28 protein-coding genes and 1 pseudogene are annotated in these 26,577 nt (G+C 69.1%); 11 read left to right on the top strand and 18 right to left on the bottom strand.

Annotation, left to right across the window (positions count from 1 at the left end; genetic code table 11):
- Positions 1 to 46 precede the first annotated feature (46 nt).
- The 4 genes from alaS to ABQJ56_RS13915 all read right to left on the bottom strand — a co-directional run bounded on the left by alaS (position 47) and on the right by ABQJ56_RS13915 (position 4,952).
- Positions 47 to 2,686 (bottom strand): alanine--tRNA ligase, encoded by a 2,640-nt coding sequence (alaS, locus tag ABQJ56_RS13930; RefSeq protein WP_367845611.1) that lies wholly within the window; start codon positions 2,684 to 2,686, stop codon positions 47 to 49.
- 47 nt (positions 2,687 to 2,733) lie between these two features.
- On the bottom strand, positions 2,734 to 3,225 hold the full coding sequence (locus ABQJ56_RS13925; protein ID WP_367845610.1) for a regulatory protein RecX: 492 nt from the start codon (positions 3,223 to 3,225) through the stop codon (positions 2,734 to 2,736).
- Positions 3,226 to 3,289: 64 nt separating this feature from the next.
- Positions 3,290 to 4,327 (bottom strand): recombinase RecA, encoded by a 1,038-nt coding sequence (recA, locus tag ABQJ56_RS13920; RefSeq protein WP_367845609.1) that lies wholly within the window; start codon positions 4,325 to 4,327, stop codon positions 3,290 to 3,292.
- Between the two features lie 115 nt (positions 4,328 to 4,442).
- Positions 4,443 to 4,952 (bottom strand): CinA family protein, encoded by a 510-nt coding sequence (locus ABQJ56_RS13915; RefSeq protein WP_367845608.1) that lies wholly within the window; start codon positions 4,950 to 4,952, stop codon positions 4,443 to 4,445.
- Positions 4,953 to 5,025: 73 nt separating this feature from the next.
- On the opposite strand from ABQJ56_RS13915, the gene mutS reads away from it, so the two are divergent.
- Positions 5,026 to 7,602, top strand: a complete 2,577-nt coding sequence (mutS, locus tag ABQJ56_RS13910; RefSeq protein WP_367845607.1) for a DNA mismatch repair protein MutS — start codon at positions 5,026 to 5,028, stop codon at positions 7,600 to 7,602.
- Here the strand turns inward: mutS and ABQJ56_RS13905 are convergent.
- Both ABQJ56_RS13905 and ABQJ56_RS13900 read right to left on the bottom strand, forming a co-directional pair.
- A complete protein-coding gene (locus ABQJ56_RS13905; RefSeq protein WP_367845606.1) occupies positions 7,594 to 8,202 on the bottom strand; it encodes a response regulator in 609 nt (202 codons plus the stop codon). The two genes, mutS and ABQJ56_RS13905, sit on opposite strands and share 9 nt — an antisense overlap.
- A gap of 79 nt (positions 8,203 to 8,281) precedes the next feature.
- Complete coding sequence (locus ABQJ56_RS13900) at positions 8,282 to 8,917, bottom strand: glutathione S-transferase family protein (protein WP_367845605.1); 636 nt, start codon at positions 8,915 to 8,917, stop codon at positions 8,282 to 8,284.
- A gap of 107 nt (positions 8,918 to 9,024) precedes the next feature.
- On the opposite strand from ABQJ56_RS13900, the gene ABQJ56_RS13895 reads away from it, so the two are divergent.
- The 3 genes and pseudogenes from ABQJ56_RS13895 to ABQJ56_RS13890 all read left to right on the top strand — a co-directional run bounded on the left by ABQJ56_RS13895 (position 9,025) and on the right by ABQJ56_RS13890 (position 10,715).
- On the top strand, positions 9,025 to 9,615 hold the full coding sequence (locus ABQJ56_RS13895; protein ID WP_367845604.1) for a TetR/AcrR family transcriptional regulator: 591 nt from the start codon (positions 9,025 to 9,027) through the stop codon (positions 9,613 to 9,615).
- Positions 9,616 to 9,766: 151 nt separating this feature from the next.
- A pseudogene (locus ABQJ56_RS16890) lies at positions 9,767 to 10,090 on the top strand (catalase); the annotation flags it as partial.
- Entirely contained in the window at positions 10,074 to 10,715 is a 642-nt protein-coding gene (locus ABQJ56_RS13890) for a catalase (protein ID WP_437343431.1), read from the top strand. The pseudogene ABQJ56_RS16890 and the gene ABQJ56_RS13890, both read left to right, overlap by 17 nt.
- 31 nt (positions 10,716 to 10,746) lie before the next feature.
- Here ABQJ56_RS13890 and ABQJ56_RS13885 read toward each other — a convergent pair whose 3' ends face one another.
- Both ABQJ56_RS13885 and ABQJ56_RS13880 read right to left on the bottom strand, forming a co-directional pair.
- Positions 10,747 to 11,283, bottom strand: a complete 537-nt coding sequence (locus tag ABQJ56_RS13885) for a response regulator (protein ID WP_367845603.1) — start codon at positions 11,281 to 11,283, stop codon at positions 10,747 to 10,749.
- Between the two features lie 106 nt (positions 11,284 to 11,389).
- Positions 11,390 to 11,788, bottom strand: coding sequence for an RNA-binding S4 domain-containing protein (locus tag ABQJ56_RS13880; RefSeq protein ID WP_367845602.1), 399 nt, complete (start codon positions 11,786 to 11,788; stop codon positions 11,390 to 11,392).
- A gap of 38 nt (positions 11,789 to 11,826) precedes the next feature.
- Here ABQJ56_RS13880 and ABQJ56_RS13875 point away from each other — a divergent pair, with 38 nt between their 5' ends.
- Positions 11,827 to 12,459, top strand: coding sequence for a trimeric intracellular cation channel family protein (locus tag ABQJ56_RS13875; RefSeq protein ID WP_367845601.1), 633 nt, complete (start codon positions 11,827 to 11,829; stop codon positions 12,457 to 12,459).
- On the opposite strand, the gene ABQJ56_RS13870 is transcribed toward ABQJ56_RS13875, so the two are convergent.
- Entirely contained in the window at positions 12,456 to 13,361 is a 906-nt protein-coding gene (locus tag ABQJ56_RS13870) for an AEC family transporter (protein WP_367845600.1), read from the bottom strand. The two genes, ABQJ56_RS13875 and ABQJ56_RS13870, sit on opposite strands and share 4 nt — an antisense overlap.
- A gap of 121 nt (positions 13,362 to 13,482) precedes the next feature.
- On the opposite strand from ABQJ56_RS13870, the gene ABQJ56_RS13865 reads away from it, so the two are divergent.
- On the top strand, positions 13,483 to 13,785 hold the full coding sequence (locus tag ABQJ56_RS13865; RefSeq protein ID WP_367845599.1) for a 2-hydroxyacyl-CoA dehydratase: 303 nt from the start codon (positions 13,483 to 13,485) through the stop codon (positions 13,783 to 13,785).
- 118 nt (positions 13,786 to 13,903) lie between these two features.
- Entirely contained in the window at positions 13,904 to 14,482 is a 579-nt protein-coding gene (locus tag ABQJ56_RS13860; RefSeq protein ID WP_367845598.1) for a hypothetical protein, read from the top strand.
- A gap of 78 nt (positions 14,483 to 14,560) precedes the next feature.
- Here the strand turns inward: ABQJ56_RS13860 and htpG are convergent, their stop codons facing one another.
- Positions 14,561 to 16,429: a molecular chaperone HtpG gene (gene htpG / locus ABQJ56_RS13855; RefSeq protein ID WP_367845597.1), complete on the bottom strand. Its 1,869-nt coding sequence runs from the start codon at positions 16,427 to 16,429 to the stop codon at positions 14,561 to 14,563.
- Positions 16,430 to 16,629: 200 nt separating this feature from the next.
- Positions 16,630 to 17,532 (bottom strand): protease HtpX, encoded by a 903-nt coding sequence (htpX, locus tag ABQJ56_RS13850; protein WP_367845596.1) that lies wholly within the window; start codon positions 17,530 to 17,532, stop codon positions 16,630 to 16,632.
- Between the two features lie 124 nt (positions 17,533 to 17,656).
- On the opposite strand from htpX, the gene gluQRS reads away from it, so the two are divergent.
- The 3 genes from gluQRS (at position 17,657) to ABQJ56_RS13835 (ending at position 20,846) form a co-directional block, all read left to right on the top strand.
- Positions 17,657 to 18,523 (top strand): tRNA glutamyl-Q(34) synthetase GluQRS, encoded by an 867-nt coding sequence (gene gluQRS / locus ABQJ56_RS13845; RefSeq protein ID WP_367845595.1) that lies wholly within the window; start codon positions 17,657 to 17,659, stop codon positions 18,521 to 18,523.
- Positions 18,524 to 18,606: 83 nt separating this feature from the next.
- On the top strand, positions 18,607 to 19,347 hold the full coding sequence (locus ABQJ56_RS13840) for a beta-ketoacyl-ACP reductase (protein WP_367845594.1): 741 nt from the start codon (positions 18,607 to 18,609) through the stop codon (positions 19,345 to 19,347).
- 146 nt (positions 19,348 to 19,493) lie between these two features.
- Positions 19,494 to 20,846: a diguanylate cyclase domain-containing protein gene (locus ABQJ56_RS13835; protein ID WP_367845593.1), complete on the top strand. Its 1,353-nt coding sequence runs from the start codon at positions 19,494 to 19,496 to the stop codon at positions 20,844 to 20,846.
- 24 nt (positions 20,847 to 20,870) lie between these two features.
- Here ABQJ56_RS13835 and ABQJ56_RS13830 read toward each other — a convergent pair whose 3' ends face one another.
- Positions 20,871 to 21,662, bottom strand: a complete 792-nt coding sequence (locus ABQJ56_RS13830) for a tRNA threonylcarbamoyladenosine dehydratase (RefSeq protein ID WP_367845592.1) — start codon at positions 21,660 to 21,662, stop codon at positions 20,871 to 20,873.
- A 113-nt stretch (positions 21,663 to 21,775) separates the two neighbouring features.
- On the opposite strand from ABQJ56_RS13830, the gene ABQJ56_RS13825 reads away from it, so the two are divergent.
- Entirely contained in the window at positions 21,776 to 22,165 is a 390-nt protein-coding gene (locus ABQJ56_RS13825; protein WP_367845591.1) for a cytochrome c, read from the top strand.
- Here ABQJ56_RS13825 and ABQJ56_RS13820 read toward each other — a convergent pair.
- The 6 genes from ABQJ56_RS13820 to ABQJ56_RS13795 form a co-directional block, all read right to left on the bottom strand.
- Positions 22,162 to 22,464 (bottom strand): Mpo1-like protein, encoded by a 303-nt coding sequence (locus ABQJ56_RS13820; RefSeq protein WP_367845590.1) that lies wholly within the window; start codon positions 22,462 to 22,464, stop codon positions 22,162 to 22,164. The genes ABQJ56_RS13825 and ABQJ56_RS13820 overlap by 4 nt on opposite strands.
- A gap of 10 nt (positions 22,465 to 22,474) precedes the next feature.
- Positions 22,475 to 23,350 (bottom strand): pirin family protein, encoded by an 876-nt coding sequence (locus ABQJ56_RS13815; protein WP_367845589.1) that lies wholly within the window; start codon positions 23,348 to 23,350, stop codon positions 22,475 to 22,477.
- Between the two features lie 13 nt (positions 23,351 to 23,363).
- Positions 23,364 to 24,422 (bottom strand): NADH:flavin oxidoreductase/NADH oxidase, encoded by a 1,059-nt coding sequence (locus ABQJ56_RS13810; RefSeq protein ID WP_367845588.1) that lies wholly within the window; start codon positions 24,420 to 24,422, stop codon positions 23,364 to 23,366.
- 55 nt (positions 24,423 to 24,477) lie between these two features.
- On the bottom strand, positions 24,478 to 25,380 hold the full coding sequence (locus ABQJ56_RS13805; RefSeq protein ID WP_367845587.1) for an alpha/beta hydrolase family protein: 903 nt from the start codon (positions 25,378 to 25,380) through the stop codon (positions 24,478 to 24,480).
- A 110-nt stretch (positions 25,381 to 25,490) separates the two neighbouring features.
- Positions 25,491 to 25,700 (bottom strand): cold-shock protein, encoded by a 210-nt coding sequence (locus ABQJ56_RS13800; protein ID WP_367845586.1) that lies wholly within the window; start codon positions 25,698 to 25,700, stop codon positions 25,491 to 25,493.
- Between the two features lie 412 nt (positions 25,701 to 26,112).
- Complete coding sequence (locus ABQJ56_RS13795) at positions 26,113 to 26,322, bottom strand: cold-shock protein (RefSeq protein ID WP_367845585.1); 210 nt, start codon at positions 26,320 to 26,322, stop codon at positions 26,113 to 26,115.
- Positions 26,323 to 26,577 lie beyond the last annotated feature (255 nt).

Below are 26,577 nucleotides of genomic sequence, written 5' to 3'. Positions count from 1 at the left end.
TGCGCACAGGCATGACCTATGGCGAAAGTTGGGGTGACACGTTAGCTCAGGCCGACAGCTCGCCGGCGGCCCACGACGGCAGATCCGCAAGGATTGTTGCCAGCCCGGGGGTGTCCACGCCGCCGCCCTGGGCCATGTCGGGGCGGCCGCCGCCCTTGCCGTCGATCTGCTTCGCCACGTGCGAAACCACGTCGCCGGCCTTGATGCGGCCCAGCGCACGCCCGTGCACGCCGGCAATCAGCGCCACGCGGCCATCCGCCGCACCGGCCAGCAGGATCACGCAGTCGCCCAGTTGCTGCTTGAGCTGGTCCACGCTGTCACGCAATGCCTTGGCGTCCAGGCCCTCCAATCGCGCAGCCACCACCTTGATGCCGGCGACGTCGTGCGCGCCGCCAGCCAATTCGGCGGTGGCGGACCCGGCTGCCCTGGCGCGCAGCGATTCCAGCTCGCGTTCCAGTTTCTTCTGCTTGTCGAACAGCTGGCGCAGCTTGTCGATGGCGTCGTCGCCGCTGCTGGAGAGCAGGTGCGACAGCTCACCGAGGCGACGCTCCTCGTCGGCCACCCAGGCCAGCGCGCCGGCACCGGTGACCGCCTCGATGCGGCGCACACCGGAGGCCACGCCCGCCTCGCTGACGATCTTGAACAGGCCGATGTCGCCGGTGCGACCCACGTGGGTGCCTCCACACAGCTCGGTGGAGAACTCGCCCATCTTCAGCACGCGCACTTCGTCGCCGTACTTCTCGCCGAACAGCGCCATCGCGCCGAACGCGATCGCGTCGTCGTAGGCCATGTGGCGCACTTCGGCCGGCGCGTTGCGGCGCACCTCGGCGTTGACCAGTGCCTCCACCTCGGCGAGTTCCTCGCGGCTCATGGGCTTGTGGTGGGCGAAGTCGAAGCGCAGGCGATCGGGCGCCACCAGCGAACCCTTCTGCGTGACGTGGTTGCCCAGCACCTTGCGCAGCGCGGCATGCAGCAGATGGGTGGCGGAATGGTTGAGCACGATGGACTGGCGGCGCGTGGCATCGACTTGCGCACCCACCGCATCACCGGTCTTCAGCGGCTGTGCGCCATGCCACGTGCCGGCATGGCCGAAGAACACGCCGCCCATCTTCAGCGTGTCGGCCACCTCGAAACGGCCGTTGCCGCTCGACAGCGCGCCGGTGTCGCCCACTTGGCCACCGGACTCGGCGTAGAACGGCGTGCGGTCGAGGATCACGAAGCCTTGCTCACCCTCGACCAGTTGCCCGACCTGGCGGCCGTCGCGCACGATGCCCAGCACCTTGGCACCGGTCGCGGCCAATGCTTCGTAGCCGAGGAAAACCGTCGGCGCCAGCTGGCTGGCGAGTTCCGCCGGCATCTGGCCCCTGGCCTCGAACTTGCCCGCGGCGCGGGCGCGCTCGCGCTGCTCCTTCATCGCCTGCTCGAAGCCGGCCATGTCGACGGCGAGGCCGCGCTCCCGCGCGATGTCGGCGGTGAGGTCGACCGGGAAGCCGTAGGTGTCGTAGAGGCGGAATGCGTCCACGCCGGCGATGGTCTTGCCGGTGAGCTTGCCGGCCACCTCGTCGAACAGGCGCATGCCGTGTTCCAGCGTTTCGCCGAAGCGCTGTTCCTCGGTGCGCAACGCGTCTTCCACGAAGGCCTGCTTCGCGGCCAGCTCGGGATAGGCCGCGCCCATCTCCTCGACCAGCGGCTGCACCATCTTCCAGAAGAAGTCGCCGCGCACGCCGAGCATCCAGCCGTGCCGCAGCGCGCGGCGGATGATCCGGCGCAGCACGTAGCCGCGGCCTTCGTTTGACGGCAGCACGCCATCGACAATCAGGAAGCTGCAGGCACGGATATGGTCGGCGATCACGCGCAGCGACTGGTTGGCGAGATCCTTCGTGCCGGTGAGCTCCGCGGCGACCTTGATGAGGTGCTGGAACAGGTCGATCTCGTAGTTGGAATGCACGTGCTGCAGCACGGCGGCGAGGCGCTCCAGGCCCATGCCGGTGTCCACGCAGGGCGCCGGCAGCGGCGACAGCGTGCCGTCGGGCGCGCGGTCGAACTGCATGAACACCAGGTTCCAGATCTCGATGTAGCGGTCGCCGTCCTCGTCGGGCGAACCGGGCGGGCCACCGGCCACGTCCGCGCCGTGGTCGTAGAAGATCTCGGTGCAAGGACCGCAGGGGCCGGTGTCGGCCATCTGCCAGAAGTTGTCGGAGGCGAACGGCGCGCCCTTGTTGTCGCCGATGCGCACGATGCGCTCCGCCGGCACGCCGACCTGCCTGTGCCAGATGTCGTAGGCCTCGTCGTCGGTGTGGTAGACGGTGACCCACAGCTTCTCCGCCGGCAGCTTGAACACGCCGGTGAGCAGCTCCCATGCCCAGGCGATCGCCTCGCGCTTGAAGTAGTCGCCGAACGACCAGTTGCCCAGCATCTCGAAGAAGGTGTGGTGGCGCGCGGTGTAGCCCACGGCGTCCAGGTCGTTGTGCTTGCCGCCCGCGCGCAGGCAGCGCTGCACGTCGGCCGCGCGCACGTAGGGCAGCTTCTCGCTGCCCAGGAACACGTTCTTGAACGGCACCATGCCCGAGTTGGTGAACAGCAGGGTCGGATCACTGGCCGGCACCAGCGAGGCGGACGGCACGATGGTGTGCCCTTTCGCGCGGAAGAAGTCGAGGAAGGTCGAGCGGATGTCGGCGGTTTTCATGCGTGGCGGCGATGGCTGCGAGGAGGCACGCCGCTACTCCGCCGCGATCAAGTTTCCTCGTCGGCCTCGTCCACTTCGGCGTGGGTTGCGTATCTTACCGTGGCGGCGGCAAAGCCGCGGCGCAGGAGGAATTGTGCCCGTTTGCCCTGCTCGGCGCGATCCGCGGCCGGCTTGCCGCCATAGTGGCGGCGCAACTGGGCGACGGCGCTGGCGTTCCAGTCCACCTCGGCCTCGTCGAGCAGGCGGCGGATGGCTGCATCGGACAGGCCGTGGGTCTTCAGTTCCATGCGGATGCGCAAGGGGCCGTAGCCCTGGCCGGCGCGGTTGCGCAGCAGCATGCCGGCGAAGCGTTCGTCGTCCTGGTAGTGCTGTTCGCCTAGCCTGGTGACGGCCTCGTCGGCTTCGCCGGCGGCGTAACCGCCCTGGTCGAGCTTGCGGCGCAGTTCGCGCCTGGATTGCTCGCGGCGCGCGAGCAGACCCAGCGCCTTGTCGTAGGCGCTGGGCCGGGGTTTGCCGGAATCGCCATCGCGACGTTTCATGCAAAGGCCCTGTCCCACCCCGCCCCTCCCCTGCACGCGGGGGAGGGCGCAGGGTGGCGAATCCTCACGCCTCTTCCAGCGCTTCCTCGGAGGCCGCGGTGGCCTTGCCGGTGCCGCCCACCAGCAGGCGGGCACGCAGCTCGCCGTCGATCTCGTTGGCGATGGCGGGATTGTCGCGCAGGAACTGGCGCACGTTTTCCTTGCCCTGGCCGATGCGGTCGCCCTTGTAGCTGTACCAGGCGCCGGACTTGTCGATCAGGTTCTGCGCCACGCCCAGCTCGATGATCTCGCCTTCGCGCGAGGTGCCCTCGCCGTAGAGGATCTCGAACTCGGCCTGGCGGAACGGCGGCGCCACCTTGTTCTTGACCACCTTGACGCGGGTTTCGGAACCGATCACTTCCTCGCCCTTCTTCACCGCGCCGATGCGGCGGATGTCCAGGCGCACCGAGGCGTAGAACTTCAGCGCGTTGCCGCCGGTGGTGGTCTCCGGGCTGCCGAACATCACGCCGATCTTCATGCGGATCTGGTTGATGAAGATCACCAGGCAGTTCGACTTCTTGATGTTGGCGGTGAGCTTGCGCAACGCCTGGCTCATCAGGCGGGCGTGCAGGCCGACGTGGGAGTCGCCCATCTCGCCCTCGATTTCCGCCTTCGGCGTCAGCGCGGCGACCGAGTCGACCACCACCACGTCCACCGCGCCGGAGCGCACCAGCATGTCGGCGATTTCCAGCGCCTGTTCGCCGGTGTCCGGCTGGGAGACCAGCAGGTCGTCCACGTTCACGCCCAGCTTCTGCGCATAGGTGGGATCGAGCGCGTGCTCGGCGTCGACGAAGGCCGCGGTGCCGCCGTTCTTCTGGCAGTTCGCGATCACCTGCAGGGTGAGCGTGGTCTTGCCCGAGGACTCCGGGCCGTAGATCTCGACGACGCGGCCACGCGGCAGGCCGCCCACGCCCAGCGCGATGTCCAGGCCCAGCGAACCGGTGGACACGGTATCGATCGCCTCGTTGGTGCGGTCGCCCATGCGCATCACGGCACCCTTGCCGAACTGCTTTTCGATCTGGCCGAGGGCGGAGGCGAGCGCCTTGCGCTTGTTGTCATCCATCGTCTTGGTTCCGGTTGGGCTGTGATTGGAGGGCATGATGCCCGGATCGTGTCTCACGGGCTGCGATCATGGAGTATCCCACACCGGTCAAGCCCGCCAGCCGGCCCGTGGCGCCTCACTCCGTCAGGGTTTTCCGCAGTCCGGCGAGGGCCGCGGCCACGGTCCGCCGGCGCACCGCCTCGCGGTCGCCGGCGAAATGGAACAGCTGCGCGTGCGCGTAGCCGCCGCGGCGCTTCCAGGCGATCCACACCGTGCCCACCGGCTTGCCCGGCGTGCCGCCGCCGGGACCGGCGATGCCGGTGACCGCCACCGCCACGCCCGCGCCGAAACGGGCCAGCGCGCCGGAAACCATTTCCAGCGCGGTCTCCTCGCTCACCGCGCCGGTGTGTTCCAGCGTGCGCGGGTCCACGCCGAGCAAGCCCTGCTTCGCCTCGTAGCTGTAGGTGACCACGCCGGCGTCGAACCAGGCCGAGCTGCCCGGCAGGTCGGTGAGCGTCTTGGCGATCCAGCCGCCGGTGCAGGACTCGGCGGTGACCAGCATCAGCCGCTGGCGCAGCGTCTCCTCCGCCACCGCCTGCGCCAGCGCGTGCAATTCGGCATCGGTAGGAACGGACGACGACTCCATGCGAGACTCCCGGTCTTGAGACCGGCACGGTAACGCGGACCGGTCACTGCGATCCACCCATGCCGCCGCGCCCATGAGCCAAGACGACCTTTCCCTGCACACCCCGCTGATGCGCCAGTACCTCACCGCCAAGGCGGCGCACCCGGACGTGCTGCTGTTCTTCCGCATGGGCGATTTCTACGAGCTGTTCTACGACGACGCGCGCAAGGCGGCGCGGCTGCTGGACATCACGCTGACCCAGCGCGGGCAGTCGGCCGGCGCGCCGATCCCGATGGCGGGCGTGCCCTACCATGCGGTGGAGAACTATCTCGCCAAGCTGGTGCGCCTCGGCGAATCGGTGGCGATCTGCGAGCAGATCGGCGACCCGGCGCTGGCCAAGGGCATCGTCGAGCGCAAGGTGGTGCGCGTGGTGACGCCGGGCACGGTGACCGACGCCGCACTGCTGGAGGAACGCCGCGACAACCTGCTGCTGGCGATCAGCGCGGGCGCGAAGGATGGCTATGGCCTTGCGTGGGTGGATCTCTCCAGTGGCCGCTTCCTGCTCAGCGAAGTGCCGAACGCGGAGGCGCTGGCCGCGGAACTCGCGCGGCTGCAGCCGGCCGAAACCCTGGTGGACGAAAGCGTGGCCTGGCCGAAGCTGGTCGCCGCCCTGCCCGGCCTGCGCAAGCGGCCACCGTGGCATTTCGAGAGCGATGCGGCACGGCGCGAACTGAATCGTTTCTTCGGCACCCGCGATCTTGGCGGCTTCGGCGTGGACAAGCTGCCGCTGGCGATCGGCGCGGCCGGCTGCCTGCTCGGCTACGTCGAGGAAACCCAGAAGAGCGCGCTGCCGCACCTCAGCGGCATGGCGGTGGAAGCGGCCAGCGAAACCATCGCGCTGGATGCCGCCACGCGCCGCAATCTCGAACTCGACACGCACCCCAGCGGCCGCACCGAACACACCCTGCTCGGCGTGCTGGACGAGACCGTGACGCCGATGGGCGCGCGCCTGCTGCGGCGCTGGCTCAACCGGCCGCTGCGTTCGCGCGAGGTGCTTCGTGCGCGCCATCAGGCCATCGGCGCGTTGATCGACAGCCGCCAGTTCGAAGCGCTGCGCGAGAAACTGCGCGGCATCGGCGACCTGGAGCGCATCCTCGCCCGCGTCGCGCTGCGCTCGGCGCGGCCGCGCGACCTTTCCACCTTGCGCGACGGCCTTGCCGCAGCGCCGATGTTGCGCGGACAGATCGCCACGCTGGACAGTCCATTGCTGCACGCGCTGGTCGCGCGCATCGGCGACCACGCCGACAACGCGACCCTGCTCGCCAGCGCCATCGTGCCGCAGCCGCCGGTGCTGCAACGCGACGGCGGCGTCATCAATGACGGCTACGACGCCGAACTGGACGAGCTGCGGCGACTGTCCACCCACGCCGACCAGTACCTCGTGGAGCTGGAGGAGCGCGAGAAGGCCGCCAGCGGCATTCCCACGCTGAAGGTGGGCTACAACCGCGTGCACGGCTACTACATCGAGGTCAGCAAGGCGCAGTCGGACAAGGCGCCCGCGCACTACACGCGCCGCCAGACCACCAAGAACGCCGAGCGCTACATCACCGAGGAACTGAAGCAGTTCGAGGACAAGGTGCTGTCGGCGAAGGAGCGTTCGCTGATGCGCGAGCGCGCGCTGTACGAGGCCCTGCTCGACACGCTCACCGAAAAGCTGGAACCGCTGAAGCAGGCCGCCGCCGCGATCGCGGAACTCGACGTGCTGGCCACCCTCGCCGAACGCGCCGAAACGCTGGACTGGGTCGCCCCCGAACTCAGCGACGAACCCGGCATCGCGATCGAGCGCGGGCGCCACCCGGTGGTGGAAAAGGTACGCGAGGAACCGTTCGAGCCGAACGACCTCGCCCTCGACGACACGCGCCGCATGCTGGTCATCACCGGCCCCAACATGGGCGGCAAGAGCACCTACATGCGGCAGAACGCACTGATCGTGCTGCTCGCCCACATCGGCAGCTACGTGCCGGCCAGCCGCGCGGTGATCGGGCCGATCGACCGCATCTTCACCCGCATCGGTGCCGGCGACGACCTCTCGCGCGGCCAGTCCACCTTCATGGTGGAGATGAGCGAGACGGCCAACATCCTGCACAACGCCACCGCGCACAGCCTGGTGCTGATGGACGAGGTGGGCCGCGGCACCAGCACCTACGACGGCCTGGCGCTGGCGCGCGCCGCGGCGGTGCACCTCGCCGCCAGCAGCCGCGCATTCACCCTGTTCGCCACGCACTATTTCGAGCTGACGGAACTCGCCGGCGAATACCCCGCCATCGCCAACGTGCACCTCGACGCGGTGGAATACGGCGAACAACTGGTGTTCATGCACGCGGTGAAGGACGGCCCCGCCAACCGCAGCTTCGGCCTGCAGGTGGCGGCGCTGGCCGGCCTGCCCAAGGCGGTGATCGCCGACGCGCGCCGCACGCTGGCGGAACTGGAGCGCGGCATGCACGCGCATGCCGGCACGCCGGCGGCCGCCGCCGCTGCCTCGCCCCAGCTCGGCCTGTTCGCGCCGCCCGCCCCCTCCGCCGTGGAGCATGCACTGGACGCCATCGATCCCGATGCACTGACACCGCGCGAGGCGCTGGAGGCGCTGTACCGGCTGAAAGGCCTACGCTGAGGCCGGCGGCGCCGGCTGGTCCGGGTCCGCCGGCAGCCCGTGCGCGGCCGGAGCCTCGTCCGGCATCGCGATGTCGGGGATCGCATCCCACTCGGCCTGGCTCATCCCGGCTGGCGGCAGTGCCTGCTCCACCGGCGCACGCGTCGGCAGGCGGCCCGCCAGCACCAGTTGCCGGATGCGCTCGAATACCTCGGCGCGGCCGAACGGCTTCTTCATGAAATCATCGGCGCCGTAGCGCTGCACGTAGAACTGCTCGGTGGCCTGGACATTGCCGCTGATCATCACGATCGGGATCGGCTGCGTGGCCGGTTCGCGCCGCAGGGTGCGCAGCACCTCGAAGCCGGACATGCCGGGCAGCACGATGTCGAGGAACACCAGGTGCGGCTGCCCGCTGCGCGCCAGCTCCAGCGCGCTTTCGCCATCGGCGGCCTTGATGACCTCGTAGCCGTCCTGGCCCAGCATCTTGCCCAGCACCGCGCGTATCGTCGCCGAGTCGTCCACCACCAGCACCCGGGTAGCCACCGGCGCGCGCACGCGCGGCTCGCTGTGGCGGCGCTCGCCGCCGGCCACCAGCCGCTTCAACAATCCGAAACCGGCCATCCCCTGCCCCCTTCGCCAGCGAAGACGCCCGCGTCGGCACAGTTTCCGTGCCGACGCGGGCGGGCGCAAGCGGGCGGATTCAGGCCACGGCGCCGGTGGCCGCCACGTCAGGGAACGGCTCGCGCCATGCCGGCAACGCCTGCAGCTGCCGGTGCCAGCGCGCGACGTGCTCGAAGCCGTCCAGCGGCAGCCTGGCTTCCTTCGCCCAGCCCAGCGGCGTGGAGACGGCGAAGTCCGCCACGCCAAGCCGGCCGCCCAGCAGCCATTCGTGCCCCGCCAGGTGCGTGTCGAGCACGGCCGCAAAACTCCGGAAGAACTTCTCCGCCTCCGCCACCGCGGCCGCATCGGCCTCGCCCAGGCCCAGCAGGGGCTTGATCAGATGCTCGAAATACAGCGTGCCGCCGTGCCGCGAGAAATGCGCCTGGTTCCAGGACAGCCAGCGCAACGCCTCGACCTGCAGCGCCGGATCGGACGGCCACAGCTCCGAGCCAGCCCGCGTCGCCAGGTGCACCATGATCGCGTCCGCCTCCCACAGGCGCAGCGCGCCGTCGACCAGGAGCGGCACCTTGCCGTTCGGGTTCAGCGCGAGGTACGGCGGCTGCCGATGCTCGCCATGCGCAAGGTCGACGCGCACGAAGTCGATCGGCAATTCGAGGTATTTCGCCACCGCACAGGCTTTGCGGGGATTGAAGGTCTGGGCGTAGTACAGCTTCATCGGGAACTCCTCGGTGAGGGAGGGCCCCAGTCTGCGCCGCATCAACATATGTTCAAGAACATATTCAGCATCGGCGCTACGCTGCGCCGGCACCGGAGGAAACCGCCATGCCGTACCACGCCGAACACAAGCAGCGGACCCGCGCGCGCATCGTCGAGTGCGCCCGCGCGCTGTTCAACCGCAAGGGCTTCATCGAGGTCTCGATCGACGAAATCATGGCCAGCGCCGGCCTCACCCGCGGCGGCTTCTACAACCACTTCCGCACCAAGGAAGAACTGTTCGTGGAAGCGGTATCTGCCTACCAGGACTTCGACCCGGTCGCGCGCTGGCCGCAGCTGGACTTCGACCCGGGGCGCCGCGGGGCAGCGTTCGCCCGCCAGATGGTCGACGTCTATCTCTCCCGCGAGCACCTGGACGACATCGATGGCCACTGCCCGATGATCGCCCTGCCTTCCGACGTGGCTCGCGCCAGTCCCGGCGTGAAGCACGCCTATCGCGGACTGCTGGAACGCATGGCCGGCATGCTCGCGCCTGGCGCCAATGCGCCCGCCGGCACGCAGGCCGCGCGCCGACGCGGACTCGCCCTCGCCGCGCTGTGCGTGGGCGGCATGGTGCTGGCGCGCACCGTCGAAGACGACGCCTTCCGCGAGGAGATCCGCGCGGCGGCACACGCCACGGCGCACGAACTGATCGACTGAGCCGCGCTGCGCACGCCGGCATCACCCGCCGTCCACCACGGATGTGGCATTCCTGCGTGTCCGCCATCGACGCGGACGGCGGCCCATAGCCGCATGCTATCGGCCGCATCGAAACGAGCGGATTCCATTGGCCACCGCCGCCGGTGCGCCGATGCCGGACAACCAGGACATCCTCACCGCCGGGCCGCGCGGCCCGGCCCTGCTGCAGGACGTGTGGCTGCTGGAGAAGCTCGCCCACTTCGACCGCGAGGCGGTCCCCGCGCGACGCATGCACGCCAAGGGCTCCGGCGCCTTCGGCACCTTCACCGTGACGAAGGACATCGCCCGGTACACCAAGGCGAAGATCTTCTCCAGGGTCGGCAAGCAGACCGAGTTGTTCGCCCACTTCACCACGGTGGCCGGCGAGCACGGCGACCTCCCGAAGTGGAAGCTGTGCGTGCAGGTCATGCCGGAGCAGGATGCGTCCCGGGTGCCGTACCACCCGTTCGACCTCACCAAGGCGTGGCCGCACAAAGGACTACCCGCTGGTCGAGGTGGGTATGTGGGAGCGCAACAGGAATCCGGAGAACTTCTTCGCCGACGTCGAGCAGAGCGCGTGCAACCCGGCCCAGGTGGTGCCCGGCATCGGCTTCTCGCCGGACAGGATGCCGCAGGCGCGGCTGTTCTCCTGCGGCGACGCGCAGCGTTACCGCCTCGGCGTGAACCATCATCAGATCCCGGTGAACCGCCCGTGCTGCCCGTACCACAGCTTCCACCGCGACGGCGCGATGCGGGTGGACGGCAACCACGGCGGCACGCTGGCCTACGAGCCGAACAGCTACGGCGAATGGCAGGAGCAGCCGGATTTCCGCGAGCCGCCGCTGGCGCTGGAAGGCGCGGCCGACCACTGGAACCACTGCGTGGACGAGGACCACTACCCGCAGCCCGGCGCGCTGTTCCGGCTGATGAGCGCGAAACAGAAGAAGGCGCTGTTCGAGAACACCGCGCGGGCCATGCAGGGCATGCCGGAGGAAATCCAGCGCCGCCATGTCGAACATTGCGGCAACGCCGACCAGGCCTACGGCGAAGGCGTGGCCAAGGCGCTGGGACTCAAGTCCTGAAGGGGTTCCGCGCGGTCGTGGATGACGCGCCTCAGGCCGCCATGCCAGGCACCACATCGGGCATGGCGCCCGTGGCCACCGCGGTGGGTACAACCGGTTCGGCCGGTCGCGCGGCCAGCCGTCCCGCCCGTACCAGCGTGGCGATGCTGGCATGCACGTCGGCGCGGCCGAACGGCTTCCTGATGAAGTCGTCGGCGCCGAAGCGCTGCACATAGAACTGCTCGGTGGCCTGCGGGTTGCCGCTGATCATCACGATCGGGATGTGCGCGGTGAGCGGGTCGTGGCGCAGCGCGCGCAGCACCGCGAAGCCGTTGATGCCCGGCAGCACGATGTCGAGGAAGATCAGTTCGGGCAGCTCGGCCTTCGCCAGCTCCAGTGCACGCTCGCCGTCGCCGGCCCGCTGCACCGCATAGCCGTCCTGTTCCAGCATGCGGCCCAGCACGGCGCAGATCGTCGGCGAATCGTCCACCACCAGCATGCGCGTGCCCAGCGGGGCCTGCCGCCGCGGTTCCGGCCGCCCAGCCGCCGCGCCGCCCAGCAGTCGCCTGAAGATTCCCATGCCGTTCATTGCGCGACTCCTCGCCATTCCGTCCGGTGGGGATCGCGAAACCGGTGCGACCCTCCATGGCTGCGCATGCTGCGCCAGAACCTCGCCGCAATCTGCGATGCACTGCTCAACCGCCGTCTTTCAGGCGACGCAACTCCCTTCGTGCATGCTTGTCCGGGCGCTGCGGTGGCGCCTGCATGCCGAGCAGCCGGCGCTGCACGCGTTGCGCCTCGCGCGCCAGCCGGCTGGCTTCGCTCTCGCGGTACAAGGCTTGCGCCACGCTGGCCGGCCCACGGCGCTCCGACAGCGACAGCACCGCCACCTCCAGCCGTTCCTCGCCGCGGCCGATGCGCAGCACGTCGCCCGCGTGCAGCAGCGTGGCCGGCTTGCAGCCGGCACCGTTGACGTCGATCTTGCCGCCGCCGATCGCCTGCTTGGCGAGGCTGCGCGTCTTGAAGAAGCGCGCGGCCCACAGCCACACGTCGGCGCGCACTTCGGTCGGTTGGTCGGTGTGCGGAACTTTCATCGATGGCATTATCGCCCCGATTTCCGCAGAGCCTCGTCATGACCGACAGCCGGACGCCACGCGTACTGCTCTATCTGCTCGACCTGATCGGCGTCGCCGTGTTCGCGATCAGCGGTGCGCTGACCGCCGCGCGCACCGGCATGGATCTGCTCGGAGGGCTGGCACTGGCGTCGATCACGGCGATCGGCGGCGGCACGCTGCGCGACCTACTGCTGGACCGCCACCCGATCTTCTGGATACGCGACGCGCGCTATCTCGTGGTGATCCTGGCCACCGCGCTGCTCGCCATGCTCTGGAGCGCCTGCCTGCCTCCCCTGAGCCACGCCTTGCTGGCGGCCGATGCGCTGGGTCTGGCGTTGTTCGCCATCAGCGGCGCACAGGTGGCCGAGGCCGGCGGGCATTCGCCCATCGTCGTGGTGCTGATGGGCACCATGACCGGCGCCGCCGGCGGCATGCTGCGCGACATGATGAGCGTGCAGGTGCCCCTGATCTTCCGCCAGGACATCTATGCCAGCGCGGCCATCGCCGGCATCGTGGCCTATCTGCTGCTGAAGGCGGCCGGCGTGCGGCCATCCTGGGCGATCGCCACGGGCGTGCTGGTCATCCTCGGCCTGCGCATGGGCGCGGTGCTGTGGGGTTGGCATCTGCCACGGCTGCATTCCGTCGGCTAACCGGCCGGCAACCACAGATTCATCAGTGGCACCGTGAGCAGCGACAGCACGGTGCCGGCGCCGAGCACGGTGTTCGCCAGTCCCGGGTCCAGTCCGTACTCGTCGGCGAGGATGGTGGCCGACACCATCGGCGCCATCGCGGCCTGCAGCACGCCCACGGTGAGCGTGAGCCCGCCCACGCCGGTCGCCACGCCCAGCACCCAGCACAGCGCCGGCGCCAGCAGCAGCTTCCAGCCCAGTCCACCGACCGCCGCGCCAAGCCGGCCTCCACCCGCCTGCAGGCGGAACTGCAGTCCCACCGAGAACAGTGCCAGCGGTGTCAGCGTGTCTCCCAGCGGCTTGAACACGCCATCGAGCACGGCAGGCCAGCCGCCCAGCAAGCCGGCCGCGATACCTGCCACCAGCGCGATGAAGGCGGGGAACGTGAGGATGCGGCGCACGATCTGGCCCGGCTCCGGGGTGCGCCCGGCATACAGGCAGGCCACCACGACGCCCGCCGAAGCCAGCAGCGGAAAGCAGCCGAGCTGGTCGGCCACCACGGCCAGCGTCAGCCCCTCCTGCCCGTGCAGGGCCTGCAGCATGGGGTAGCCCATGAACGAGGTGTTGCCCAGCCCGCACACCAGGATCAGCGCGCCGACGCGCCCGCGCGACCAGCCCAGCCGCGGCCCCAGCCACGCGAACAACAGCCAGGCACCGAAGAACACCAGCCACATCGCCGCCACCGGGAACCACAGTCCGGCGTCGAACTTCAGCCGCGGGATCAGCTCCAGCACCAGCGCCGGCAACGCGATGTCGAGCACCCACCAGTTCAGCCCCTGCACGATGCCGGCCGGCGGTTGCGCATAACGGCGCACCAGCACGCCCAGCGCCAGACAGACGAACAGCAGCAGCAGCGCACTCATCGCGGACGTTTCGCATGAACCAGCGCCGCATTAGACGCGATCCGGCCGATAGCCGGAAGTCCGCCACCCAGTGCCGTCGCGACATGCGAAAATGGTTTCGCCCCCTGACTATGCCAGAGCCATGAGTTCCAAGTCCTACGATTTCCGCCAGTTCCAGGCCGAGCTTGCCGCACTCGACCAGACCAAGCCCGAACCGAAGCAGCCCAAGCCCCAGCCGAAACCCAGGCCCCTCGGCAAGAAGGCTGCCGAAGCCGAACGCCTCGCCCGCGCCCGCACGGAATTCCTGGCCCTGCGCGAGCGCTACCAGCTCAGCGTCGCCGACGTGGTGGCGTTCTTTCCCGAGGAGGAAGGCATCGCCTACCTGCAGCAATTGCTGGTGGCGTCGGAGAAGAAGCCGCGGCGACGGAAGATTATCGAAACGTGAAAAGATGCGACTGCCGTCGCGCCATCCCATGCATGTCGCGCATGAATCTTCCTTCACTTGACCCAGTCATGGACGCAGCGTAGATAGGTGGGTGCCCCACTGTCACAAGGAGATGGACATGCGCAAGCAGTTGCTTTCCGCCGTGGTCGTCGCGCTTCTGGGCAGCACCAGCGCCAGCGCCGGCGACTCGATGTCACTCAACCAGTTTCCCCACCGGGTCGAACCGGTACTGGTGCGTGTGGATGCCGCGGGCAAGGTCACCCAGGCTTCGCCGGCCTACGAGCTTTCGCCGAAGATGACCCGCCTGCTGCAGGACAACCTGAGCGAGATGATCCGCAAACCGGCCACCGACAAGCACGGCAAGCCGGTATCCAGCCAGTTCATCATGAACATGGCGCTGCTGGCCACGCCCAACGGCAGCGGCAGCTACGAGGCCTACTTCACCTACGTCTCGACCAAACCGGTGCCGCCGGGCTCCTGGTACTGGGTACACCTCGACGGCGACCGCCTCGCGCTGGCCAGCCAGGACATGTTCCGATTCGGCAGGGACAGGCATCGGTCCGTGCCCGTCTCGCGTTACGGCGACGGCTACCGGCCGACCTACCGGGGAAGCAGCCAGCCGATGCCGGCATCGATGCACGCCCCGGCGCAGGCGACGCAGAGCACGTCCAGCAACGCTCCCGCCCACACCCGGTAAATCCGCGGGGACAGATGTCAAAGGCCCGTCGCATGCGACGGGCCTTTTCGTTTGCGCAAGCCTTGCCGACGCGACGGCTTACGCCCCCAGCAGCACCCGGTTCATCCGCTGCACGAAGGCCGCCGGATCAGCCAACTGCGCACCGGCCGCGATCTCGGCCTGTTCCAGCAGCAGCGTCGCCAGGTCCTTCGCCTTGGCGTCGTCCGCTTCGCTTTCGACGCGCTTGAGCAAGGCGTGTTGCGGATTGATCTCGAGCGTCGGCTTGCTCTCGGGCAGTTCCTGGCCGGCTTCGCGCAGCAGGCGCGCGAGGTGCGGCGCCATCTCGTAGTCGCTGAGCGCGAGGCACGAGGGCGAATCGGTGAGGCGGGCGGAAACCTTCACGTCGCCCACGCGATCACCGAGCAGTTCCTTGAGCCTCTTCAGCAGCGGCTCGGCTTCCTTCGCTGCTTCCTCCTGCTGCTTCTTCTCCGCCTCGTCCAGCGGCAGCTCGCCCTTGGCCACGTTGCGCAGCTTCTTGCCTTCGTATTCGCCCAGGTAGCCGACCATCCATTCGTCGATGCGGTCGAACATCAGCAGCACCTCGATGCCCTTGGCGCGGAAGGCTTCCAGCTGCGGGCTGCCGGCGGCGGCGGCGTAGCTGTCGGCGGTGATGAACCAGATCGCGTCCTGGCCCACCGCCATGCGGCCGATGTAGTCGTCCAGCGAGACGTTCTGCTGCGCGCCCTCGCCCCTGGTGGAAGCGAAGCGCAGCAGCCTGGCGATGCGATCGCGGTTCGACGCGTCCTCGCTGATGCCTTCCTTCAGCGTGTTGCCGAAGGCCTTGCAGAACGTGGCGAACTTCTCCGGCTCGTCCTTGGCCAGCTTCTCGATCAGGTCCAGCACGCGCTTCACGCAGGCGGCCCTGATGCGCTCCAGCTGGCGGTTGTGCTGCAGGATCTCGCGGCTCACGTTCAGCGGCAGGTCGTCGGCATCCACCACGCCGCGCACGAAGCGCAGGTAGTTCGGCAGCAGCTCCTCGGCCGCGTCCATGATGAAGACGCGCTTGATGTAGAGCTTCAGGCCCTTGCGCTCGTCGCGGCCGCCCATCATCAGGTCGAACGGCGGCTGCGCGGGGATGTAGAGCAGCGTGGTGAAGCTCTGGCTGCCCTCGACGCGGTTGTGCGTCCAGGCCAGCGCGTCGTTGAAGTCGTGGCCCAGCGACTTGTAGAAACCCTGGTAGTCCGCGTCGGAAATCTCGGACTTGGGCTTGGTCCACAGCGCCGAGGCGTCGTTGACGGTTTCCCACTCGCCGGTCGCCTTGCCGTCTTTTTCCACCGGCACGCGGATCGGGAAAGCGACATGGTCGGAGTACTTGCGGATCAGCGACTTCAATTGCCACGCCTTGAGGAACTCGTCCTCGTCGGCCTTGAGGTGCAGGACCACCGCGGTGCCGCGCTCCGCCAGCTCGACCTGCTCCAGCGCGTACTCGCCCTTGCCGTCGCTCTCCCACTTCACGCCCTCGCCGGCCGGCGCGTCGGCGCGGCGGGTGAGCACGGTGACCTTGTCGGCCACCACGAAGGCGGAATAGAAGCCCACGCCGAACTGGCCGATCAGCCGCGCATCGGCCTTCTGCTCGCCGCTCATCGCTTCCAGGAAGCGGCGCGTGCCCGAACTGGCGATGGTGCCGATGTTCGCCACCACCTCGTCGCGGGTCATGCCGATGCCGTTGTCGCGCACGGTGACGGTGCGCGCGGCCTCGTCCCAGCTCACGTCGATGTGCAGCTCGCCCTCGCCGGCCAGCAGCTCGGGCTTGCCCAGTGCCTCGAAGCGCAGCTTGTCGCAGGCGTCGGACGCGTTGGAGACCAGCTCGCGCAGGAAGATCTCCTTGTGCGAGTACAGCGAATGGGTGACCAGGTGCAGCACCTGGGCGACTTCGGCTTCGAACTTGCGGGTTTCGGTGGCGGTCATGGCAGCAGGAGTTCCAAAAGTAACGGAAGGTTTTCCCCCTCTCCCCTCGGGAGAGGGTGCCCGGCAGGGCGGGTGAGGGTTCGGGCGAAGCGTAGCGTTCCGCACTGGCCGAACCCTCACCCCAACCCCTCTTCCTCGCTCCTCAGAGCAGGGCCATCCATGGCCCTTCCCCGCGTCCGGAGGGAGAGGGGCTCAAGGCGTCAGGCGTGCGGCGAAGCGTTCTGCAACGCGGCGATGCGCTCGTCCAGCGGCGGATGGCTCATGAACAGCCGCTGGAAGCCCTGGGCCAGCGGGCCGGAGATGCCGAACGCGGCCAGGGTCTTCGGCAGCGTGTTCTCGCCGTGGTCGCCCTTGAGCCGCTGCAGTGCGGAAATCATCGCGCCGTGCCCGGCCAGTTTCGCGCCGGCGGCATCGGCATGGAACTCGCGCCAGCGCGAGAACGCCATCACGATCATCGAGGCGAACAGGCCGAACACCAGCTGCAGCACCATCACAGTGACGAAGTAGCCGATGCCGCTGCCGCCGCGGTTGTCGTCGCGGCCGCCGGACAGCCAGCTGTCCACCAGCCGGCCCACGATGCGCGCGGCGAGGATCACCAGCGTGTTCAGCACGCCCTGGATCAGGGTCATGGTCACCATGTCGCCGTTCGCGACATGGCCGATCTCGTGGCCGAGCACGGCGGCGACCTGTTCGCGGTCCATCTGTTCGAGCAGGCCGCTGCTCACCGCCACCAGCGCGCTGTTCTTCGTCATGCCGGTGGCGAAGGCGTTCATCTCCGGTGCGTCGTAGATCGCCACCTCGGGCATGCCGATGCCTGCGTTCTGCGCATGGCGGCGCACGGTCTCCACCAGCCAGCGCTCGGTCTCGTTCGCCGGCTGCCCGATCACCTGGGCGCCGGTGGACATCTTGGCCATCCACTTGGACATGGCCAGCGAGATGAAGGCGCCCCCCATGCCGAACACCGCGGCATAGATCAGCAGGCCCGTGCTGCCGCCAAGGCCCTGGGCGGCGGCCATCTGGTCCACCCCGAGCAGATGGCAGACGATGCCCAGCAGGAACAGGACGGCGATATTCGTACCGAGGAACAGGACGATGCGGCGCATGGCTGTCTCTTTGGCAGTCACGTGGACAAGGGTGGCAAGTGCGATGGTGGTGGGGGCGGCGGCGCCCGGTTTCAAGCATCCGCGCCCCTCGCCAGCAGGCACCGGGGCAGGCAGACTGCCGCGGATGGACTACCGCGGACGCTTCGCCCCATCCCCCACCGGTCGCCTGCATTTCGGCTCGCTGGTCGCCGCACTCGGCAGTTGGCTGCGCGCGCGGCATGCCGGCGGCCAGTGGTTGTTGCGCATGGAAGACATCGATCCGCCGCGCGAGGTTCCCGGCGCGGCTGCCGCCATCCTCGCCGCCCTGCCGGCATTCGGCTTCACGGCGGACGAGCCGGTGCTGTACCAGTCGCAACGCCTGGCCGCCTACGATGACGCATTCGCACGATTGCGCGGGGCCGGTGCCGTGTTTCCCTGCTGGTGCAGCCGCAGCGAGCTGCTTGCCGGCGCGGGGCTGCACCGCGACGGCCGCTGCGTGGCGGCGCCCGACCCGCGGCGCGAGCCGGCATGGCGGTTGCGTGCGCCCGATGTCGGGATCGCCTTCCACGACGCGCTGCAGGGTCCGCAGCGGCAGAACCTGCGCGAGAGCGTGGGCGATTTCGTGATACGCCGCGTCGAGGGCCTGTATTCCTACCAGCTGGCCTGCGTGGTGGACGACGCCCACCAGGGCGTCACCGAAGTGGTGCGCGGCTGCGACCTGCTCGATTCCACGCCGCGCCAGATCTGGCTGCAGCGCCTGCTGGGCCTCCCTACGCCGCGCTACCTGCACCTGCCGCTGGCGCTGGACTGCGCGGGGCACAAGCTCTCCAAGTCGGAGCAGGCCTGTCCCGTCGATCCGGCCGATCCCCTGCCGGCACTGCGCCGCGCCCTGGCCTTCCTCGGCCAGCCGGCGCCCGGGGATGCCGCCGACGCGCCGGCACTGCTGGCGGCCGCGCTGGCGCGCTTCGATCCGGCGCTTATTCCCAAACGCAGCGGTTGCTTTGCCGGCTGAGCAGTTATAAATCTCTCCATGGGCAAACACCGGTCGCCGACCGTCGCACGTTGTGCCCGGCAGCGGCCCCAAGGAGACTGGACATGACGCAACGCACGGCTTTGGTCACGGGTGGTACCGGCGGCATCGGCAGCGCCATCGTGCGCTACCTCGCCGGACAGGGACACCGGGTCGCCACCAACTACCGCAATGCGGAGAAGGCCGAAGCCTGGCGCAAGGCGATGGCGGCCGAGGGCATCGAGGTGTGCATGGTTGCCGGCGACGTCTCCGATCCCGCCTCCTGCGAGGCGATGGTGCAGGCGGTCGAGGCCAAGTGTGGCCCGGTGGACATCCTCGTCAACAACGCCGGCATCACCCGCGACACCACCTTCCACAAGATGAGCTACCAGCAGTGGACGGAGGTGGTGAACACCAACCTCAACGCCTGCTTCAACGTCACCCGGCCGGTGATCGAGGGCATGCGCGCGCGCAAGTGGGGCCGTATCGTGCAGATCAGCTCGATCAACGGCCAGAAGGGCCAGTACGGCCAGGCCAACTACGCCGCCGCCAAGGCCGGCATGCACGGCTTCACCATCTCGCTGGCGCAGGAGAACGCGAAATTCGGCATCACCGTCAACACCGTCTCGCCGGGCTATGTGGGTACCGACATGGTGATGGCCGTGCCCGAGGAAGTACGCGAGAAGATCGTGGCGCAGATCCCGGTGGGGCGGCTGGGCAGGCCGGAGGAAATCGCCCACGCGGTGGCCTTCTTCACCACCGACGACGCCGCCTGGATCACCGGCGCCAACCTCGCCATCAACGGCGGCCACTACATGGGTTGGTAAAGCGAGCGCCCGGGAACTGCCAGCGGCAGCTTCGGCACGCTTTGCCGGGCGAGGCAGGATGCCGGGCGGAACGCCTCGCGTGACATGGCAATGGCGCAAGTCACGCCTGCAGGTCAGGCATGAACACGGCGACTCATCGGGGTCCGATGGAAACGACTGCACTCACTCCGCTGGGCAAGATCCTGGATCTTCTGCTGGACGCGATCTGCGTCGTCGACGCCGAGGGACGCTACGTGTTCGTCAGCGCGGCCTTCGAGCGCATCTTCGGCTATGCCCCCGCGGAAGTGATCGGCAGGCCGATGATCGAACTCGTGCACCCGGACGACCGCGACATCACGCTGCGCACCGCCGCGGCGATCATGGACGGCAGGCCCGAATCCAATTTCCAGAACCGCTACGTTCGCAAGGACGGCGAGGTGGTGCACATCATGTGGTCGGCGCGCTGGTCCGAGGCCGACCGGGTGCGGATCGCCGTTGCCCATGACATCACCGCGCTGAAGCGCGGCGAATCGATGCGGCTCGCGCTGCACGCGGTTTCCGAGGCGGCGCATGCCGCGCAGGATCTGCCGACGCTGTTCGAGCAGGTGCACCGGATCATCGGCGGCATCCTGCCCGCGACGAATTTCCTCGCCGCCCTGCACGACCCCGCGGGCAACCGCGTGGAATTCCCCTATGTGGCCCGCGCGCACGGACCGGCACCGGCAGCGGAAAGCCTCGCCGCCGATGCGCGCATCGCCGAGGTGATCCGCAACGGCCGGGTCGTCCGGCTGGCACCAGGCGCGTCGACGGGGCCGGAGGCCACGCACTGGCTCGGGGTGCCGCTGCAATCGAAGGACGGCACGATCGGCGCGCTGGTCGTCGAGCATCGCGGCCGCACCGGCTACACCGATGCCGACAGCGAGTTGCTGCAATTCGTCGCCACCCAGGTGAGCACCGCGATCGAACGCAAGCAGGTGCAGGCGAAGCTGCACCATCTCGCCCTGCACGATCCCCTGACCGACCTGGCCAACCGCAACCTGCTGCGCCACCACCTGGGGTCCATCCTGGAGAACGCCGCCAGCCGCAACGCGCACGTGGCGCTGCTGTACATCGACCTGGACGGGTTCAAGCAGGTCAACGACCGCTACGGCCACCCGACCGGCGACCTGCTGCTGTGCGAAGTCGCCAACCGCATCCGCGGCTGCCTGCGTGAACACGACCTCGCGGGGCGTATCGGCGGCGACGAGTTCGTCGTGCTGCTCGATGCGCTTGCCGCACCGGGCCTCGGCGTGGACATCGCGGAACGGATCCGCGCGGCACTCGGCCCGGTCTTCCATCTGCGCGACCATCAGGTCGGCATCTCGGCGAGCATCGGCGTGGCCACGTTTCCGGCGGATGGCGACGACGGCGAGCAACTGGCCAGGGCCGCGGACCGGGCCATGTACTGCGCCAAGCATTCCGGCGGCAACCAGACCCGTGTCGCGGCAGACCTCGCGGCCATGGATGCGGCCGGCCACTGAGCCCCCCTCCGCGCCGCCCCCTTGCTAGTCGTCCGCCTGCAGCAGGCGTTCCATCACCTTGCCCACCGCGGCGAACGCGAACGCGCCGGTGACGTGGGTGGCCGCGCCCAGGCCCCCGCCGCAGGCGAGGTTCAGCGCATCGCCGCCGGGCGGCCGCGTGCCGCACACGCTGCCGTCCGGCTGCGGGTACTGCACGTTCTGCAGCGAGTACACCGCCGGCACGCCGAAGTAGCGCTGCGGGCTGCGCGGGAAGTTGAAATCGCTGCGGAGCTTCTTGCGGACCAGGCTGAACATCGCGTCGTGCTCGGTGCGCGAGAGGTCGCGCACGCGGATCTGGGTCGGATCGGTGCGGCCGCCGGCCGAGCCCACGGTGACGATGGGCAGCTTGCGCCGGCGGCACCAGGCGATCATCTCCAGCTTCACGCGGAACGCGTCGCAGGCGTCCAGTACCGCGTCGTAGCCCCGGTCCAGCAGTTCGTCCAGCGTGGATGTGGTGAGGAAGCGCTCGACCGCCTCCAGCCGCAGCGCCGGGTTGATCGCATGCAGGCGCGTCGCCATCACGCCCACCTTGGGCCTGCCGTACTCGCCGTCCAGCGCGTGCAGCTGGCGGTTGGTGTTGGACACGCACACCTCGTCGGCGTCGATCAGGGTGAGCCGCCCCACCCCGCTGCGCGCCAGCGCCTCGGCCGCCCAGGAGCCCACGCCGCCCACGCCCACCACGCAGACATGGCGCTGCGCCAGCTTCGCCACGCTGCCGGCGCCGTACAGGCGCTCGACGCCGGCGAAACGTTCGTGCGGAAAGGTGGAGTCGCTCATCGAAAGAACCCGGCGGTGTGGCGTGGCACGCAGCGCAAAGCGGGCATTCTATCGCCCCGCCCCGGTGAACCGGGTTATCCTCGTGAACCCGTCTTCGACCAAGGAAACCCACGATGCGAGCCGCCCTCCTGATCCTGCTCGGCCTGGTCATCGGCGTGATCGGCACGTCCCAGGTGATGAACGCACTGGCCGCACGCAACCCCATGCCCAAGGCGGTGATGCACACCATGGCCTACCACATGGGCGAGCTGAAGCAGGCGATGAAGACGCAGAAGTGCGACGCGGCGACGATCCAGCATCACCTGCTGCGCATGCAATCCACCGCCACCGACATCCTGCCCACCTTCGGCATCGCCGACAAAGGCTTCGTCGACGACGCGAACCAGCTGCAGACGCGCCTGCAGCAGGCCACCGTATCCGCGCCGGCCACCTGCGCGGCGCTGGCGGCGGCGCTCAAGCCGGTAGGCGAGACCTGCCAGAGCTGCCACCAGCAGTACCGCTAGAAAGTCACCTTGCCGCGCAGCATCTGCGCGTACATCACCCAGTCGCCCGCCAGGCTGTACAGCGGGTGGTGGAACGTGGCCGGGCGGTTCTTCTCGTAGACGAAGTGGCCGATCCACGCGCAGCCGTAGCCCGCCACCGGCAGCAGCCACAGCCAGGCCCAGCGGCCACTGGCGATCGCCAGCAGCAGGATCAGCAGCACCAGCGAGCTGCCGATGAAATGCCAGCGCCGGCACAGGCGCTGGCTGTGCTCGCCGAGGTAGTAGGGATAGAACGCGCGGAAGCTGGCGAATTCGCTCATGGGTTCTCCCTCAACCGGGCGGCAGCGGAATGAACTCGTCCTCGTCGCCGGGCACCCTGGGGAAGCGCCCTTCCCGCCAGTCGGCCTTGGCCTGCTCGATGCGCTCGCGGCTGGCGGCCACGAAGTTCCACCACAGGTGACGCTCGCCATCCAGCGGCGCGCCGCCGAACAGCATCACGCGGCTGGCGCTTCGGGCCTTGAGCGGCGGCGGCGATGTACCCGCCTGCACGGCCATCCGGCCCGCCTCCAGCGTCAGGCCACTCCATGCCAGTTCGCCCTCGATCACATGCACGCCATGCTCGGCATGCTCCGCCGGCAGCGCCAGCTCGGCACCGGCGTCGAGTCGTGCCTCGGCGAAATACATCGGCGCGTACACCTTCACCGGCGAGGCCTCGCCCCAGCCGGTGCCGGTGATCAACACCAGCTCGACACCTGGCCGGCGCACGCGCGGCAGGGCGTCCGCCTCGTGGTGATGGAATTCCGGCGCGATCTCCGCGTGGTCGCGCGGCAGCGCCACCCACACCTGGATGCCGTGCAGGCGCTGGCCCGCGATGCGCGCTTCCGGGGGCGTGCGCTCGGAATGCACGATGCCGCCACCGGCCGTCATCCAGTTCACCGCGCCGGGGCGGATGTCGGCGAGGCTGCCCAGGCTGTCGCGATGGCGGATGGTGCCGTCGAACAGCCAGGTCACCGTGGCCAGGCCGATGTGCGGATGCGGCCGCACGTCCATGCCGCGGCCGGGCGCGAAGTCCGCCGGCCCCATGTGGTCGTAGAACACGAACGGACCCAGGTGGCGGGCCTCGAACACCGGCAGCAGCCGGCGCACGGTGAAGCCGTCACCGAGATCGTGCAGGCGGCCATCGATCAGGATAGCTTGCGTGTCCATCGAGGGTTCTCCGTCACCAGGCCCGCTGATATTGCGCCGGCGCGGGCAACTGCGCACCCAGCTCCTGCGCCGCACGGCGCGGAAAATACGGGTCGCGCAGGCTCTCGCGGGCGATCAGCACCACGTCGGCCTCGTCATTCGCCACGATGTCGGCGGCCTGTTGCGCCCCGGTGATCAGGCCCACCGCGCCGGTGGCGATGCCCGCTTCGCGGCGCACGCGGGCGGCGAACGGCACCTGGTAGCCCGGTCCCAGCGGGATCTTCACGTGCGGCAGCAGGCCGCCGCTGGACACGTCGACCAGGTCCACGCCCAGCGGCCCGATCTCGCGCGCCAGCCGCACGCTCTGCTCGACGTCCCAGCCGCCCTCGGCCCAGTCCGTGGCGGAGATGCGCAGCCACAGCGGCAGGTCCGCCGGCCATGCCTCGCGCACGCTGGCGATCACTTCGCGTACCAGCCGCGTGCGGTTCTCGAAACTGCCGCCGTATTCGTCGTCGCGCCGGTTGCTGAGCGGCGACAGGAACTGGTGCAGCAGATAGCCGTGCGCGGCATGCAGTTCGACCACCCGGAAGCCGGCGGCCAGCGCACGCTGCGCAGCCGTGCGGAAATCGTCGGTCAACTGGCGGATGCCGGCCGCATCCAGCGCCTCGGGGGTGTGCCAGCCGGCGTCGAACGGCAGCGCCGACGGCGCCACCGTGGTCCATGCGCCCTGCGCCGCGGTGAGCGCGCCGCCGCCATCCCAGGGCCGGTGCGCGCTGGCCTTGCGGCCGGCATGCGCCAGTTGCACGCCGGGCACCGCGCCCTGCGCCGCGATGAAGGCCGTGATCGGCCGCCAGGCCGCGGCCTGCGCATCGCTCCAGATGCCGGTGTCGCCCGGCGAGATGCGCCCCTGCGCCGACACCGCGGTGGCCTCGGCCATCACCGCCGCCGCGCCGCCCACCGCGCGGCTGCCCAGGTGCACCAGATGCCAGTGGTCGGGCGTGCCGTCGATCGCCGAGTACTGGCACATCGGCGACACCACGATGCGGTTGCGCAGGCTGAGGCTGCGTTGCTGGAGGGGCTCGAACAATTTCATCGGACAGCCGGCGTGGGGAAGGAGACCCTTACAGTGCCGGCGCACCGACGCCGCATCAAGGGCCGGAACGGCACCCCGGCGCGAACGCCGTGTCGTGTGCAGCGATCCAGTCGGCGATGCGCACGGCAATCGCGTCCGGCATCTTCATCCAGCCGAAGTGATCGGCCGGCTGGCCGCCCAGCTCGTCCGGCGTGACCAGCTCGTGGCGGCGCGGCGCGTGCGGCAGCTTGCCCAGCAGCCAGTCCAGCGAGGCCGCCGGACCCAGCCAGTCGTCGCGCAGGCGCAACGCCAGCAACGGCAATTCCAGCGCGGCCAGCCGCCGCTCGAAATCCGTCGCCATGCCTGCCGCGGCGTAGCGCCCGTGGCGGCCGCTGCGCGCCCAGTCGACCGTGACGCCACGCGCCTCGTTGCCGCCAAAACCGATGCGGCGGCCGGGCAGATGCCCCAGCAAGGCCGCCAGCGCCGGGGCCAGCACGTAGGCGAGGCCGACCAGGGCGCCGTGGCGGAAACGCCGCCAGTACGGCGCGCCGCTGGCCACCAGGGCGAGGCCCGCCATTTCGACCGGGTGCAGGCTCGCATAGAGGCAGGCCAGCTGCCCGCCGAGGCTGTGGCCACCCAGCCATGGGCGCGCCTGCGGCCAATGCGTCCGCATCGCGGCCAGCCCGGCAGGCAGGTCGATCTCCAGCAGGTCACGGTAACCCCAGTCGCAGCGGCGCCCGGCGCGCAGGCTGCTGGAACCCAGGCCCCGCCACTCGTGCAACGCCACCGCCACGCCCTGCGCCGCCAGCGAGGCGGCCAGCGGCAGGTAATGCTTCGCCGGCACGCCCATCGCGGGCAGCCAGTACACGGCCTCGCGCGGTTCGCCCCCCGGCGCCACGCACAGCAGCCCGGCGCGCGCGCCGTCGGCCATCACCAGCGGCAGCACGGCGGGTTCGGCGGAGGCGGTCGTGGCGTTCATCGCAAGGTGCAGCCATGGATGGCTGCACGTTTGATCCTCGCGGTCAGGGGCGATCCAGAGCAAAGAAAAAGCCGCGGTTTCCCGCGGCTTTTTCGCTCACCTCGCAGCCATCAAGCCGGGGTGACTTCCTCGGCCTGCAGACCCTTCTGGCCCTGCACCACCTTGAACGTCACCTTCTGGCCTTCCTGCAGGCTCTTGAAGCCCGTGCCGCTGATGGCACGAAAATGCACGAACACGTCGGGGCCGTTCTCGCGGCTGATGAAGCCGAACCCCTTGGCGTCGTTGAACCACTTGACGGTACCTGTTTCACGATCCGACATGACTCACTCCGATCCATTCCAGACGCTTGAGACGAGCCGACCCCGCGGGTCGACGACTTACTGGGCATGCCGGGGTCGGGTGTAGCGACATGGAATCGACAGGGGTTCCATACCGGGCACGCACGTGGCCAAGCAGACGCAGTAGGGCAAGCATAACGGAATTTCACGAATGCAAGCGACATGTCAAGCGTCATTTCCCAATAGTGTCCGCGGACACAAAAATCGCCGGGAGCGATTTTGAACATCGGGCCGGCAATGGCCCAAAGGGCACCCGCCACGGAGGGCGGCCGCAAAATCGTCGGGAGCGATTTCCGGCATCACGCGGCATTGGCCCGAGGGGTGCCTGCCATGGACGGCAGGCACAAAAAAACCGGGCATGGCTGCCCGGTTTCCGGTGACGCGCGAGCGGCGCTCAGGCCGGGGTCACTTCGTCGGCCTGCAGGCCCTTCTGGCCCTGCACCACCTTGAAGCTGACCTGCTGGCCTTCCTGCAGGCTCTTGAAGCCGTTGCCGGTGATCGCGCGGAAATGCACGAACACGTCCGGGCCATTGTCACGCGCGATGAAGCCGAAGCCCTTGGCGTCGTTGAACCACTTGACGGTACCGATCTGACGATCAGACATTGAATCACTCCACTGGGTATTGCATGAAAGGAGACTCGACTGCCGCGAATGTGGCAGCCGGCTTACTGGTGTGCGAAGGAAAACAACCCCGGGGTGAACTGATGAGGCAGATCGTGGATCGGCTGCATCGGGTCACCGGTGCTTGGCGACCCCGGCAAACTCAGCCCCATAATGATAACCGCAGCGGCGGTCCGGAAGCGAGGAGCAAGCGAATATCATGTCTGGCCCGTCCCATTCCCATCCGAGGACTCCCCG

It is taken from the genome of Rhodanobacter geophilus, assembly GCF_040812275.1.
GTDB classification, from domain to species: Bacteria; Pseudomonadota; Gammaproteobacteria; order Xanthomonadales; family Rhodanobacteraceae; genus Rhodanobacter_A; species Rhodanobacter_A geophilus.
This window is presented reverse-complemented; position numbering and strand designations above follow the sequence as displayed.